Origin of the sequence: Rhizobium sp. LjRoot30, from assembly GCF_964253915.1 — a bacterium.
In the GTDB taxonomy this organism is placed as follows: domain Bacteria; phylum Pseudomonadota; class Alphaproteobacteria; order Rhizobiales; family Rhizobiaceae; genus Metarhizobium.
This window is the reverse complement of the sequence record NZ_CAXUSG020000011.1, coordinates 39,961-53,612: the sequence shown is the minus strand read 5'-3', so window position 1 is coordinate 53,612 and position 13,652 is coordinate 39,961. Positions and strand designations below refer to the sequence as shown.

The window sequence follows — 13,652 nt, the reverse complement described above, 5'->3', positions numbered from 1 at the left end:
GCTTGCGGCAAGGCGGGGTGCAAGCCCCGCCTTCAACTCCGGGAAAGACGCATGACACTCCTTCTGGATATCATCAGCACGGCGGCCATCCTGTTCATAGTCGCATCCGGCCTGCTGACCATTTTCGGCGTACTGAAGATCATCAATTTCGCCCACGGCGCCTGGCTGACGGTCGGAGCCTATTGCGCCGTCGTCACCAACGCGCTGGGCCTGAACCCCTGGTTCGCGCTTCTGCTCGCCTTCGCCACCGGCGCCATTCTCGGTGCGCTGGCAGAACGCTTCATCGTCCGGCCGCTCTATCGGCGCCCACTCGACGCCATCCTCGCCACATGGGGGCTCGGCATCGTCATCGGGCAATTGATAACGCTCTGGTTCGGCCGCGATGTGCATTTCACGCCGGCCCTGCTGCCCGGCACCTTCGAAATTCTCGGCACCGGCTATTCGCTCTATCGCCTGTTCGCCATCGCTGCGGCACTCGCGATCGGCCTCGGCTTCGCCTTCCTACTGGAAGGAACGCGTCTCGGGCTGTCGGCACAGGCCGTCATCATGAACGAGAACCTTGCCCGCGCGCTCGGCATGGACACGGCCAGAATCCGGCTCGTGACCTTCATGATCGGCACGGGGCTTGCCGCCCTTGCGGGCGTGCTGCTGGCGCCGCTGACCAGCGTCGATCCCAACATGGGCGTCGCCTGGCTGACCGGGGCCTTCATGCTGGTGATGGTCGCCGGCACGTCCTTCGGCGCGCTCGCCGCCGCCTGCCTGGCATTCGGCGCCGCACAGGTGCTCGTCTCCACCTTCATCAGTCCCATCCTCGGCGGCATCACCGTCGCCGTGCTTTGCGCCATCACGCTCCGCATCCGCCCGAAGGGATTTGCCAGTGCCTGACAGACAGAAAATCCGGCTTGCCCTGCTCGCGGCCTTCGCCATAGCGGCATTGCTGCTGGTCATCTTCGGCCCGATGTTTCTCGGCCGTTTCAGCCTCAACGTGCTGACCCGCTCGATGATCTACGCCATGCTTGCCATCACCGTCGATCTGCTCTGGGGTTACACCGGCATCCTCACCTTCGGTCAGGCCGCCTTCTTCGGCGTCGGCGCCTATGCCACGGCAATGGTGCTGACCCATCTCGGCGCGAGCCCGGCGCTGTTTGCCATCGCCTTTGCAGCCGCGATCCTCGTTCCTCTCCTGCTCGGCCTCGCCGTCGGCTGGTTGTCCTTCTATCAGGGTTCGACACCGCTCTACGCGACGGTCATCTCCCTGGTCGTGCCGATCGTCATCACCCAACTCGTCTACTCCGGCGGCGTGTGGACCGGTTCCTCCAGCGGCCTTGTCGGCTACACGACGTTGCCGCTCGGCCTGCCCGGCTTCTTCCGCCTCACCGGGCTGTGCCTGCTGGTCCTCGCCGTCCTCGCCTTCGTTTTCGTGCGTTCGGATGCCGGCCGCTTGCTGGTGGCGATCCGTGACAACGAGGCCCGCGTCGCCTATCTCGGCCTCAGCCCCGCCCGGTTGAAGATCGCCCTGACCGCGGTTCTCGCCGGTGTCGCCGGCCTTGCCGGCTTCCTCTTCGCCAATGCCTCCGGCATGGTGGCACCGGAAAACACCGGCTTCGTGTTCGGCACCGAACTGGTCGTCTGGACGGCGCTCGGCGGACGCGGAACGATCATCGGACCGTTGCTGGGCGCCGTCGGCATCGACTTTCTCAGCGCCAACCTTTCCGGCGAATTGCCGTTCTTGTGGCAGCTTGTCATCGGCGCCCTGTTCGTCGTGATGATCATCCTGCTTCCGGGTGGTCTTGCCTCGCTGGTGACGGCCCGCCTCGGCAAGGCGACAGCGCCACGCCCGCTGGAAGCGCTTCCAGCCACGCATGATGCCGGCGCTTCACACTCATTGGAACCGCTTGTCACGATCCGCGCGCTTGGCAAATCTTATGGCGCACTCTCCGTGCTCGATGGCATCGATCTCAAGATCCGTCCGGGCGAACTGGTCAGCATCGTTGGCCCCAATGGTGCCGGAAAGACCACGCTGATGCGCTGCCTGTCCGATGGCACCGAGGCGATCGAAGGCACGGTCGAAATCGACGGCAAGAACATAACCGGCCTGCCGCCGCAACGCATCGTGGCGTTGGGCGTCGGCCGAAAGTTCCAGATCGCCAGCATCTTCGACAGCATGACGATTGCCGAATGCCTGCGCATGGCGCGCCTTAGCCACGAGCGCCCCGGCCTTGCGGGAACGGGCAAGGCCATTCCTTTGCCCGCAGCCGCGCTCGACATCCTGCGCCTGACCGGCATTGCCGATATCGCCGAACGCCCCGTCTCGCTCCTGTCTCATGGGCAGCGGCAGGCGCTGGAGCTTGCCATGATCGTGGCACTCGAACCGCGCGTCATCCTGCTCGACGAACCGACCGCCGGTCTCACCAAGGCCGAACGCATGACCATTGGCGCCGTGCTGAAACGGCTGACGGCGGAGATGGGCTTTGCCGCCATTCTCGTCGAACACGACCTCGACTTTGTGCGCGAGATTTCCAGCCGGATCGTTGTGCTCCACCAGGGCAAGCTTGTGCTCGACGGCACGGTCGAGGATGTGGTGCAGTCGGAAACGGTCCGCACCATCTATGCAGGAGGTTCGCATGCGTGAGACAACAAAGCTCGAACTGGCCGGCATCAGCAGCGGTTACGGCGCCATCGACGTCGTCAACGACGTCTCGCTTTCGGTGCGGTCCGGCGAGATCTTCGCGCTGATGGGCAAGAACGGCATGGGCAAGACCACGCTGCTCAAGTCGATCCTCGGCCTGCTGCGGCTGTCGAGGGGAACCGTCTCGGTCGACGGCAAGCCGATCTCCGGCAAATCGTCCGCCAAACTCATTGCCTCCGGCATCGGCTACGCGCCGCAGGAGCTGCCCCTGTTCCAGGATCTGTCGATCCGCGACAACCTGCGGCTGGCGCTGCGCAGCGACCGGGATCTCGCTGCCGCGCTCGATCGCGTCTATAGCCACTTCCCCTTCCTGAAGGATCGCCTGGCGCAAAAGGCCGGCACGCTGTCCGGCGGCGAGCAGAAGATGCTGATCCTGTCCCGCGCCCTGATGCTGCAGCCGAAGCTGCTGCTGATCGACGAGATTTCCGAGGGCCTGCAGCCCTCCGTCATCCTCAACATCGCAAACGCCCTCAGGCATGAACGGGAAGCCAATGGAACGACGATCCTGCTGGTGGAACAGAACCTGGACTTTGCACTCTCCGTCGCCGATCGCTGGGCGGTGCTCAAGCTCGGCGCCATCGAGGATCAGGACCACAATGCCGCCGGGGCGCGCGAGCGCGTGCTGCAACATCTGAAGATCTGATCACGCCGGAACGTTCCCCTCCCCTAACCCGAGGCATCCGTCAGGCGCTGGCGACTGCCTCGGCCAATCGCCGAAGCAGCATTTCCATCCGCTCGGCAGGCACACCCGCGAAACCGAGGATCAGCGCATCCCGCCGCGGCGCGGCAAGCGCATAATCCGACAACGGATAGCATTGCAGTCCGGCAGCCAGCACGGCGCGATGCGCGAGCCGATCCTTGCGGTGGCCTTCGAGCCATGCAAGGCCATTGAGGCCGCTTTCCGAACAATCGAGCTGTGCAAGGCCGGAGAGAGCTTTCTGCCCCGCCTCGATGAAAACCGCCCGACGCTCGGCATAAAGTGCCCGCATTCGGCGCAGGTGGCTGGCGAAATGTCCGTCGCCGATGAACTCGGCCAGCGCCAGCTGGGCCTCGACGGGGACGCTGCGATGCATCAGGCCTGCAAGACTGCGAAACGCACCGACAAGCTGCGGCGGCAGAACGAGATAGCCGATGCGGATGCCAGGATAGAGCGCCTTGCTGAAGCTTCCGACATAGATCACGCGGTCATGTCCGTCGATGGAGCGCATGGAGGGCAGCGGCGCGCCGGAATAGCGAAACTCGCTGTCGTAATCGTCCTCGATGATCCAGGCGTCGTTTTCGCGTGCCCATTCCAGAAGAGCAAGCCGGCGCGGCAGGGAGAGTGTCACTCCGAGCGGATGATGGCGTGAGGGCATGACGAAGGCCAGGCGCGCCGCGGGATACCGGTGCATGGCGGTCGCCACATCCATGCCTTCGGAATCGACATCGACCGGACACAGCCGCAGCCCGAGCGAACGAAACAGATTGCTGGTGGTGACCGGCCCGGGATCCTCGAACCAGATTTCATCATCGGGATCGGCAAGCGCGAGCGCCGACAACGCGAAAGCGGCATGGCCGCCGGGCGTGATGATGATCTGCTCGGGATCGCAGGGGTCGCGGCGGTGCAGCGCGAGATATTCGGCGATCCTCTGGCGAAGCGGCAGTTCGCCGGCGACATCGCCATACCCCATGTTCGCAGTCTTGCCGCCACGCGTCACCACGTTCCAGCATTTGCGCCAGACGGCAAAGGGGAACCGGTCGAGCGCCGGCGCATTGGGCAGGAACGGCTTGCGCTCCACGCGACCGATATTGGCCGATACGTTGCGCGCGAGGTTGCCGATCCGCGACAGCCGTGCCGGAACCACATCCGGAGGCTGCGCCTCGTTCGTCGGGCGGAACACCTTGCCCTGCCGGTGGGGAAGGGTGGCGGAGACGTAGGTGCCGTCTCCCTGCCTGGTGTCCAGATAACCCTCGGCCCTCAGGTTCTCCAGCACTCTCACCACCGTCTGGCGCGAGAGGCCCAGTTCCGTGGCAAGGATGCGGCTCGAAGGCAGGCGCGTTCCCGTGCGCAGATGGCCATGCAGGATCGCGAGCCGCAACTGGTCCTGCACCTGGCGAAATTTCGGCAGGGCCGTCGCGTCATCGAGCCGAAGGAAGGGCAGGATCGGACCCTTGCGCTGCTTGACCAAGGATGAATTCCCGAAAATTGGTATAGTCGATTGCATCATAATGGACATTTTATTGTTGTCCAATTGTTACATCCTGAACCTATCAGAAAAGCACCGAGGCAGCCCTAGGACAGGCACGAAGGTGCAGGGGAACCGTGACGGGGGCCGTATTCGCGGCCGAATGCAACCAACGCCCACGCGCCGCATCTCGCGGCCACAGGAGGATTTCATGAACAGCAGACTTTCACGCCTGACAGGTCGCGCATTCGTATCGACACTCGCACTCGCCATTGCGCTTCCGGGCCTGGCCCGCGCCGAGGTGACCGAAGAGATGATTGCGGCAGCCAAGAAAGAAGCCATGCTGACGGTCATTGCCCTGCCGCATGACTGGTGCAACTACGGCGAGGTCATCGCCGGCTTCAAGGCAAAATATCCCGAGATCACCATCAACGAGCTCAACCCAGACGCCGGCACGGCCGACGAACTGGAAGCCATCCGCACCAACAAGGACAATACCGGCCCGCAGGCCCCCGATGTCGTCGATCTCGGCCTCGCTTTTGCGCCGGTCGCGGTGAAGGAAGGCCTGCTCCAGCCCTACAAGGTGGCAAGCTGGGACGAAATTCCCGACAATATCAAGGATGCGGACGGCTACTGGTATGGCGATTATTATGGCGTCATGGCATTCGGCGTGAACAAGGACCTGGTCCAAAACACCCCCAGCCAATGGTCGGATCTTACGAAGCCGGAATATTCCGGCGGCGTTTCGCTGACGGGCGACCCGCGTGCCTCGGCGCAGGCGATCCTTGCCCTGATGTCCGCCGGCATCTCGCGCGGCGCCAAGCCGGGCACGGAGTCGGGCACGAAGGGCCTGGAGCTTTTTGCGGAACTGAACAAATCCGGCAATTTCGTTCCGGTGCTCGGCAAGGCCGGCACCATCGCACAGGGCCAGACACCCATCGTCGCCGCCTGGGATTACAACCTGCTTGCCTGGCGCGACAGCCTGAACGGCAATCCGCCGATGGACGTGATCGTTCCGAAGGACGGCGTCGTGGCCGGCGTTTATGTGCAGGCCATCTCCGCTTATGCCCCGCATCCGAATGCCGCAAAGCTCTGGATGGAGTACCTCTATTCCGACGAGGGCCAGATCGGCTGGCTCAAGGGTTATTGCCACCCTGCGCGCTTCAACGCCATGCTGAAGGCCGGAAAATTCCCGCAGGATCTGCTCGACAAGCTGCCGCCGGCCGAAGCCTATGAGAAGGCCATTTTTCCGGCCATCGAAGAACTGGATGCCAACAAATCCGCAGTTGTCGAAGGCTGGGACAAGGTCGTCGGCGCCAACGTGAAGTAAGGTGGACACACGGCCGGAGGTTCCGCCAGCCGGAGCCTCCGGCCGTGGCGTATTCGGGGAACAGTTCCATGACGACAGGTGCCACACACCTGGCATACGCCGAAAAACCGGGCCGGATGCCGGGCTGCTTCAAGGCCGCCCCGTTTTCACGCGCAGCCTTCAGCAATGGCGAGGGGAAAGGCATGTTGGAAAATCTCGGCAAGCGGCTGGAGAGGGCACGTTGAGCGACACCCCCTCCAACATCCTTCCGACCGCAGACTGGCAGGAGAGGATAGCCACGCTCGCCATGCCGGTCCGCGGCCACCTTGCCGCGCGGGCACGGCATGCACCGCTGTTTGCGCATGCCTACGCCTTCCATCTCAACATGCGTTTTGGCGGGATGACGCCCCTGCATCTTGCCGAATTTGCCCGGGCGCAGCGCCTTTCCGGCGTGAAGATCCATGTGGAGGATGGCGAGCAGGCGAGCCTCGCCGCCATGTCGGACATCGCCCTGAGCGCCTTTGGCGCGCAGATCGAACGGCTCGGACTGGACCTGCACGTGGAGACCAGCACGACGGAAGCGCACGGGCTTTCGGATGCGGTCCGCATCGCACTTGCGACCGGCGCCACGTCGCTGCGCTGCTACCCGCGATACGAGGGCCGTATTTCGCAGATCATCGACTGGACGATAGCGGATCTGCGCCGGCTCACGGAATTCGATCCGCAAGGCAGGCTGCGCTATACGCTCGAACAGCATGAAGACCTGAAATCCGAAGAGTTGATCCGCATCCTGGAAGCCGTCGGCAACCCGCGCCTCGGCCTGCTGTTCGATTTCGGCAACATGGTCAACGCCCACGAACTGCCGATGAGCGCACTCGAAGCCCAGGGACCATACATCTCCGAGGTGCATGTCAAGGATTGCCTCCTCCAACCGGATCGCGGCGGCTGGGCCCATCTTGCCTGCCTGTCGGATGAGGGCCATCTGCCGATGCGGGCGATGCTGGTGGAATTGCTGCTTCTGGGAACCAGCCGCCCGCAGGTCACGGCCTTCGGACTTGAAGAGGAGGAGGGTTATTTTGCCCCGGCATTGCGGTTTCCCGCCGAGGAGCCCGACCCCTTCATCGCCGCCCGGCCTGCCAGTTTCACGGACATCGGAACCGGCGACCTGGCAACGCGACTGGAACGCGAAGCCGTCGCCGCCCACCGTCAGGTCGACATCATCAGGGCGATGCTCGACGAGATCGCCGCGGAAGCTGAAAGGACCGAGAGATGAACCACGAGCCGCCTTGCCCACCCGAGTTTGTCGCCATGGCGCATGCGATGGCCGACGCCGCAGCGGATGTGATCCGACCGCATTTCCGCAAGAGGCTCGCGATCACCACCAAGGCCGATGCCAGTCCGGTCACCGTTGCCGACCGGGATGCGGAAGCCGTGATGCGGGAGATCATCGAAACACAACATCCCGGCCACGGCATTCGCGGCGAGGAATTCGGTGCGTGCCGGAGTGATGCGGAATGGGTGTGGGTCCTCGACCCGATCGACGGCACGAAGTCGTTCATCTCCGGTTCGCTGGCCTTCGGCACGCAGATCGCATTGCTGTATCGCGGTACACCTGTTCTGGGCATGATCAACCAGCCGATAACGGGTGAACGCTGGCTTGGTATCGCCGGCCACGACACCACCCTGAACGGCGAGCCGATCCGCACCAGCGACAGGTCCACACTCGACCAGGCGATCGTCTACACCTCCGCCCTCGAACAGTTCGATCAACCGCGCCGCGACCGCTTCGCGGCACTGACCGCAAAAACCCGCTTCACCCGATTTTCCCATGATTGCTATGCAGCCGGTCTGCTTGCTTTCGGCGGTATCGACCTCCTGCTCGAAAGCAACGTCTTCGACTACGATATCCTGCCACAGATACCGATCATCGAGGGTGCCGGCGGGGTCGTTTCGGATTGGCAAGGACAACCGCTCGGAGATGCTTCGCACTACGATACGGTGCTGATGGCCGCCAACGAGGCACTCCATCGCGCCGCCTTGGAAGCGTTGCGCAGCTGCCCGTAAACGACAGGTTTCGCTTCCGGGACAATGCCACCTCTCGGCCAGATGCCCGATGAAAGGGCTGGCCCCATACCGTTTCCGCAACATGCCTGCCTTGGCCAGTTCAGGGACGAGTTGCTCCGGAACAATCCGCTTCGCCGGCTCCGGTTCGCCTTACGTGATTGGGATTTTCGAGAAGCCAAATCCGCCTTCGACCGCTAACGTGAATATCTGCGAAGCAACGATGCGGAGACTGTGATGTCAGATACGAGCTGCCCGATCCCGACACCCGAGCAGAGAAAATTCATGGATTTCCAGGAATCGGCCGAGAAGGCCATGCTCGGCACCATCTACAAGGCGATCGAGGATGCCGCGACCTTCATGGCCGAAAACGTGCAAGCCGCAAAAATCGATATTCCGCCGACGGATCATGACTACTTCATGGCCGCCGCCCAGCAAGTATTGTTCGTGCGCTTATGCGGTGGCGATCCGGAAACCTTGGCGGGCGGGGATCCTGAAGTCGGACAGCACATCGTCGACAACGCCCAGCGTATCATCGATCATTACTGGCGCGGGGATGGCGCGGAAACCTAGAGGCCATTTCCGCCTGTTGTCGACCGCATCGCGGGCTGTTTGCGTTACCCGCGAGCGGCTCGCGGAAGCGTGAAGAACCGTGCGGCGCCAACGCTTTTCGCCCTCAAAGCCATCGTTCGCCCCCGCACTGTCACGCGGAATGCAAGGCTATCTCATCCCCATCCCTGCGAAAGATATCAACGGCGTCTGCAACCAGCCCAGCATTGCCGGAGGCCTGAAGGCCATTCCGGAGCAGGCGCCCATCCTCCAATCCTATACGGGTGGACCAGCGCTTTTTTCGCGCACGGGCAACGAAGTGCCAGACGGTCGCGTCGAACCCGTGCAGAAGAACCGGTCGCAGAATATTCTCGCGCTGGAGAACCTTTTCGATGCCGTCTGCAATCGCGTCGGCCTTGGCGAAGTTCTGCTCTTCGATCTCGATAAGAATGCGGAATACGCGGTGGCAATCTGGAAGCGAGGCAAATCGCAAGGCATCTGAAACAGTGGCCAGACCCGCTTCAACCCCGACACCCATACCATGCAGCAATGCAATAACTGCGGGCGCATCAGGCTCGGAGAGATTGACTGAGGCATAGTCGGGTAGTCTCGTCCAACCGGAGATGCAGTCCCTCGTCCGCGTCTCGTCACCCTCGATCCACGCGCCGGTGGATACCCCGATAAGACTACCCGGACACGCGAGCCGCAGGGCAGATATCGTATCATCGACAGCCCGTAGGGTCTCGCGCCCATCCGGTCCGCGGGGGTGGACGTGGAGTTCGGCGGCACCCGCCGAGATGCATGCCGCACCGTCCACGGCCAAGTCGTCGGCCGTGACAGGCAGTCGCGGATGATAATCCTTGGGACGCGCACCATTCATGCAAGCTTGAACGATCATCGTGAACTCCACACATCCGACACACTTTGACGCCGTGGAAAGTTCATAACATGACGGGCGCGCAAGTGCGAAACCGGCGGTTCGACTGTACCCCGCAATTCCGCCGATCCCGCCAAGCCAGTGGCACCAAAGTTCCACCTGAGCAAAACTCTGCGCATCCGGTTCGCTGCACGCCGCGTCGGAGACCGTGATAGTGGGGAGGACGTGGCGCAAAATGCCTGGTTGCGCATGTCCGAACGGCAGAACGCGACCCCCATCGAACACCCCAAAACCTGTCTTTTTGCCGCGACCCGCAATAGGGTGATCGATTTCACGCTGCGCCGCCAGCGGGAATGGTCACGTCGGGTCGACTTCGATACGCCGAGGCTTCGCTCGAAGCGTGCCGATTACGTTGCGAATTTTGGTCCCCGGTATGTCTCGAAGTTGCCGCAGACGCTGATCGATTGTCCGGAGATATGACGTCCCATATCGGATGACAGGAATGCGGCCATGTCGGCGATTTCCGTCATGCTCACCATCGCGTGCAAGGAGATGTTGTGCAGGAAGAACGGCATGAATTCCTCAAGCGACATGCCGCGCGCCGCCGCCTGCTCGCTCATGACCCTTTGCCCGCGCGCCCCGTCCACCAGGCCGGGGAGGATGGCGTTGACGCGAACGTTGATCTCGCCGAGTTCGACAGCCAGCACGTCGGTCAAGCCGCGCACTGCATATTTGGAGGTCGAATAGGGCGCCCGCATCGGCATGCCGATGCGTCCGGCGACCGACGACAGATTGATGATGCAGCCGCCACCCGCCAGTTTGAAGAGCGGCACGGCCTTGCGTACCATGTAGAACTGCCCGGTGACGTTGACCGCCATCGTCTCGTTCCATTCCTCGTCGGTCACATCCTCGACATGCTTGGTCGGACCGGAAATGCCGGCATTGTTGACAAGGATATCCAGCCGGCCGAACCGGGCGGAAAAGGCGTCATACAGACCGGCGACATCCCTGGAGTTCGAAACGTCCGCCTTGAGCACCAACGCTTTCGGCAACGCCTTCTCCACATCGGCAAGTGCCCCGTCGGCGACGTCGCACAGGCAGACCGAGGCGCCGAGTTCGGTAAATCGTTCCGCCGTGACGCGACCGATGCCCGAAGCCCCGGCGGTGATGATAGCGGTCTTTCCAGTGAGATCCATCTTGATGCTCCAGACGCTTTCTCGGAGCAGCCGCATGCGCTGCCCGATCAAAGCATGATTTCGGGGGTCGATTGTTGTGATTTTAGCCGTTCTGGACGAAGCGCCATGGACCAGCCCGAAGCCGATCCACGGCTTTTGCGCGACGCGCTCAGCGGGGGCAGAAACCGACCGGGCGGATCGGCGAACCGGAGCCTTCGTCGATATGCAACGGCATCGCCAGGAACAGCGAGCGCGGCGACAGTTCTTCGAGGTTCGTCAGCATCTCGATGATCAGGATATCGTGCGGCAGCCAGCTTTTCATGTGACCGGGATTGTTCTGCGGCACGCCGTCGACAATGGCGGTTTCGGCGGCGACCGTGTCCGTTGCCACGGCCCGCACCTTGCGTTCGCGGAAGAACTCGCAGGCATCCTCGGACATGCCGGGGGCATTGAGCACGTACCACTGCGCCTGGCCGTCGGTGCGCCAGTAGCGCTTCATCCAGCCATAATTGACGATGGCGATCTCCCCCTCGCCGACCTTCAGTCCCGATTTCTCTTCATAAGCGCGCAGCATGTCAGCCGTCACCAGATCGCCCGGCTTCAGGTCGCGGTCGCTGAAATCATAGAGAACGGCTGCCGCGAACAGGTGATCGGCAGCAAACGTATCGATGGTCCGGTCCATGCGGTCGGGCAGCATGTGCGCCGGTGCATCGACATGGGCGCCGGTATGTTCGGCCATCATGATCGCCTGGCAATAATAGCCGTCGTGTTCGTGGGTGACGGCCTTGTCGATCGTCAGATGCGGGTGTGTCGGCCAGCGCGGTATGCCGCGTTCCAGCTTCGGCGCGAGATCGACCATCCGCATCCCGCCCAACGTCTGCAGGACGGCATCGATCGCCCCAACGTTGCCATTGCTCATGAGTGCCTCCAATTTTTTCAACAGGTTCCCGTCACCGCGACGTGCGCAGTCCTCAGCTCTGAAGCGTCGGTTATGTCAGGAAGTCCTCTCCTCCAAGACCCGAATTGTAATCACATCCCGCCCCGTTTCGTCAACGCACGAAATTATTGATCTGTGATCACAGTGTAGTTGACATCCTTTTGCGCGTGACCAATCCTGTGGCTGGAGGAGTGACCGGGGCTGGAGGGCCACGGTGACGCAAGATTTGGAAAAAGGGAGAGGACTGATCGTGGTTGATATTCGATTACTGGTCGACAGCAAGAATCACTTGGGGGAAGGCCCGCTCTGGGACGTGGAAGAGCAGCGGCTCTACTGGATCGACAGTTCCGCCGCCGAAATCTGGACCTGCAAGGAAGACGGCAGCGACGTTCGCCTGCATTACGTCCCCTCGCATATCGGTTCGATGGCGCTGCGTGAGAAGGGTGGCGCCGTGCTGGCGCTGGCCAACGGCTTCAGCCTCTACGAATTCAAGACCCAGCGGCTGACGCATATCGGCGACCCCGAGGCGGACGAGCCGGAAAACCGCATGAATGACGGCAAGGTCGACCGGCGCGGCCGGTTCGTCGCAGGCTACATGTCCTACGACCATGATCGCCAGGATGCCAATCGCGGCCAGCGGCCGGTTCGCAATTCGGCGCTCTATCGCCTCGACCCGGACCTGTCGATCCACCGGCTGGACAGCGGCATCAAGTGCTCCAACGGTCCCTGCTGGAGCCCTGACAACAAGACCTTCTATTTCTGCGATTCCTACGACGACAACATGTATGCCTATGATTACGACATCGAAACGGGCAATGTTTCCAACAAGCGCCTGTTCCTCTCGAATGCCGAATACCCCGGCACATTCGATGGCTCGACGGTCGATTCCGAAGGCTATATCTGGAACGCCCACGTCTTCGGTGGCCGCATCATCCGCTATGCGCCGGATGGCCGCATCGATCGCGAAATCGAGTTTCCGGTTCGCAACCTGACCAGCGTCATGTTCGGCGGCAAGGACCTCGACATCATGTACGTGACCAGCATGGGGCGACCGATGAAAGGCGTTCCACAGAAGGAAGCCTCCGCCGGCGGCCTTTTTGCTGTCTACGGCCTCGGGGTCAAGGGACTGCCGGAACCGCGCTTCGGCGGCTGACGGCAGTTGCCCTATCGCCATTCACTCGAGTGAACTCAGAACAGCGGGTTGTTGGTCGCCGGTGTCATTCACAAGGTGATGGTTCTTGAACCAGCGGGCCATCGCCCAGATGTCGAGCGCCAAACCTTGCGATGCCTTGCGACCATCCCGCGCCCGTATGGCCGCGATGATCCGCGAATGGATCATGATGCCCATGGAGAAAGGAACGGACGAACCCTTGCGGTAGGCCATTCCGAGATAAGGGCCGGTGCGCAGCCACAGATTGCTGATGATTTCCAGCAATTGCGGCATGTCGGCGGCCTCGTAGATGGCGAAGTGAAACCGCTTGTTGGCATCGAGGACATCCTCGGTGAAGCCGGAAGCGATCGCCATCTGCATCTCGGCATTGATGGCCTCGAGCGTATCGGCAAGCGAGGCCGGCCCGTATTTCGCGGCACGGTCGGTCGCCATGCCTTCGATCGACATGCGGATGCGGGTGAGTTCGGTGAACGCCTCCAGTGCAAACGGCGCAACGGTGACACTGCGGCTCGGCAATTGCACAAGCGCCTTTTCGGCAACAAGGCGCTGCAGCGCTTCGCGGACCGGCATTGCACTTGTGCCAAGTGCTGCGGCGATATTGCGGATGGTGACAGTTTCTCCCGCGGCAAAGCGGCCCTGGTAAAGCGCATCCCGAAGCTTCTGGTAAACGCGCTCCTGCAAGGTCCTGATATCGAGAGGCGATAGTTTTTCTATCATTC

At 62.3% G+C, this 13,652-nt stretch carries 15 protein-coding genes; 10 read left to right on the top strand and 5 right to left on the bottom strand.

The annotated features are described in order from the left end of the window. The first annotated feature begins 51 nt into the window (after positions 1-51). From ACSQ3I_RS20445 to ACSQ3I_RS20435, 3 genes are read left to right on the top strand one after another with little or no spacing between them, the layout of a single operon-like run. A complete protein-coding gene (locus tag ACSQ3I_RS20445; RefSeq protein ID WP_436001849.1) occupies positions 52-885 on the top strand; it encodes a branched-chain amino acid ABC transporter permease in 834 nt (277 codons plus the stop codon). Then, on the top strand, positions 878-2,632 hold the full coding sequence (locus tag ACSQ3I_RS20440) for a branched-chain amino acid ABC transporter ATP-binding protein/permease (RefSeq protein ID WP_436001847.1): 1,755 nt from the start codon (positions 878-880) through the stop codon (positions 2,630-2,632). The genes ACSQ3I_RS20445 and ACSQ3I_RS20440 overlap by 8 nt, the downstream gene beginning before the upstream one ends. Beyond that, a complete protein-coding gene (locus ACSQ3I_RS20435) occupies positions 2,625-3,332 on the top strand; it encodes an ABC transporter ATP-binding protein (protein WP_436001845.1) in 708 nt (235 codons plus the stop codon). Before ACSQ3I_RS20440 ends, ACSQ3I_RS20435 begins: the two co-directional genes overlap by 8 nt. 40 nt (positions 3,333-3,372) lie before the next feature. On the opposite strand, the gene ACSQ3I_RS20430 is transcribed toward ACSQ3I_RS20435, so the two are convergent. After that, positions 3,373-4,857, bottom strand: coding sequence for a PLP-dependent aminotransferase family protein (locus ACSQ3I_RS20430; RefSeq protein WP_436001843.1), 1,485 nt, complete (start codon positions 4,855-4,857; stop codon positions 3,373-3,375). 208 nt (positions 4,858-5,065) lie between these two features. On the opposite strand from ACSQ3I_RS20430, the gene ACSQ3I_RS20425 reads away from it, so the two are divergent. The 5 genes from ACSQ3I_RS20425 (at position 5,066) to ACSQ3I_RS20405 (ending at position 8,797) form a co-directional block, all read left to right on the top strand. Next, a complete protein-coding gene (locus tag ACSQ3I_RS20425) occupies positions 5,066-6,184 on the top strand; it encodes an ABC transporter substrate-binding protein (RefSeq protein ID WP_436001841.1) in 1,119 nt (372 codons plus the stop codon). 68 nt (positions 6,185-6,252) lie between these two features. Then, positions 6,253-6,408, top strand: coding sequence for a hypothetical protein (locus ACSQ3I_RS20420; protein WP_436001840.1), 156 nt, complete (start codon positions 6,253-6,255; stop codon positions 6,406-6,408). Beyond that, complete coding sequence (locus ACSQ3I_RS20415; RefSeq protein ID WP_436001838.1) at positions 6,405-7,436, top strand: sugar phosphate isomerase/epimerase family protein; 1,032 nt, start codon at positions 6,405-6,407, stop codon at positions 7,434-7,436. Before ACSQ3I_RS20420 ends, ACSQ3I_RS20415 begins: the two co-directional genes overlap by 4 nt. After that, positions 7,433-8,227 (top strand): inositol monophosphatase family protein, encoded by a 795-nt coding sequence (locus ACSQ3I_RS20410; protein WP_436001836.1) that lies wholly within the window; start codon positions 7,433-7,435, stop codon positions 8,225-8,227. The genes ACSQ3I_RS20415 and ACSQ3I_RS20410 overlap by 4 nt, the downstream gene beginning before the upstream one ends. Positions 8,228-8,461: 234 nt before the next feature. Further along, positions 8,462-8,797 (top strand): hypothetical protein, encoded by a 336-nt coding sequence (locus tag ACSQ3I_RS20405; protein WP_436001834.1) that lies wholly within the window; start codon positions 8,462-8,464, stop codon positions 8,795-8,797. A gap of 130 nt (positions 8,798-8,927) precedes the next feature. Here ACSQ3I_RS20405 and ACSQ3I_RS20400 read toward each other — a convergent pair whose 3' ends face one another. Further along, positions 8,928-9,671, bottom strand: coding sequence for a 3-keto-5-aminohexanoate cleavage protein (locus ACSQ3I_RS20400; protein ID WP_436001832.1), 744 nt, complete (start codon positions 9,669-9,671; stop codon positions 8,928-8,930). A 120-nt stretch (positions 9,672-9,791) separates the two neighbouring features. Between ACSQ3I_RS20400 and ACSQ3I_RS20395 the strand changes: the two genes are divergently transcribed. Further along, positions 9,792-10,130, top strand: coding sequence for a sigma factor (locus ACSQ3I_RS20395; RefSeq protein ID WP_436001830.1), 339 nt, complete (start codon positions 9,792-9,794; stop codon positions 10,128-10,130). Here the strand turns inward: ACSQ3I_RS20395 and ACSQ3I_RS20390 are convergent. Both ACSQ3I_RS20390 and ACSQ3I_RS20385 read right to left on the bottom strand, forming a co-directional pair. Further along, positions 10,058-10,846, bottom strand: coding sequence for an SDR family oxidoreductase (locus ACSQ3I_RS20390; protein ID WP_436001828.1), 789 nt, complete (start codon positions 10,844-10,846; stop codon positions 10,058-10,060). The genes ACSQ3I_RS20395 and ACSQ3I_RS20390 overlap by 73 nt on opposite strands. 148 nt (positions 10,847-10,994) lie before the next feature. Further along, on the bottom strand, positions 10,995-11,744 hold the full coding sequence (locus ACSQ3I_RS20385; RefSeq protein ID WP_436001826.1) for a cyclase family protein: 750 nt from the start codon (positions 11,742-11,744) through the stop codon (positions 10,995-10,997). A 268-nt stretch (positions 11,745-12,012) separates the two neighbouring features. Here ACSQ3I_RS20385 and ACSQ3I_RS20380 point away from each other — a divergent pair, with 268 nt between their 5' ends. Further along, the gene (locus ACSQ3I_RS20380) at positions 12,013-12,915 is read left to right on the top strand and encodes an SMP-30/gluconolactonase/LRE family protein (protein WP_436001824.1); all 903 of its coding nucleotides are present in this window, start codon (positions 12,013-12,015) and stop codon (positions 12,913-12,915) included. 21 nt (positions 12,916-12,936) lie between these two features. On the opposite strand, the gene ACSQ3I_RS20375 is transcribed toward ACSQ3I_RS20380, so the two are convergent. After that, a complete protein-coding gene (locus ACSQ3I_RS20375; protein ID WP_436001822.1) occupies positions 12,937-13,650 on the bottom strand; it encodes a GntR family transcriptional regulator in 714 nt (237 codons plus the stop codon). Positions 13,651-13,652 lie beyond the last annotated feature (2 nt).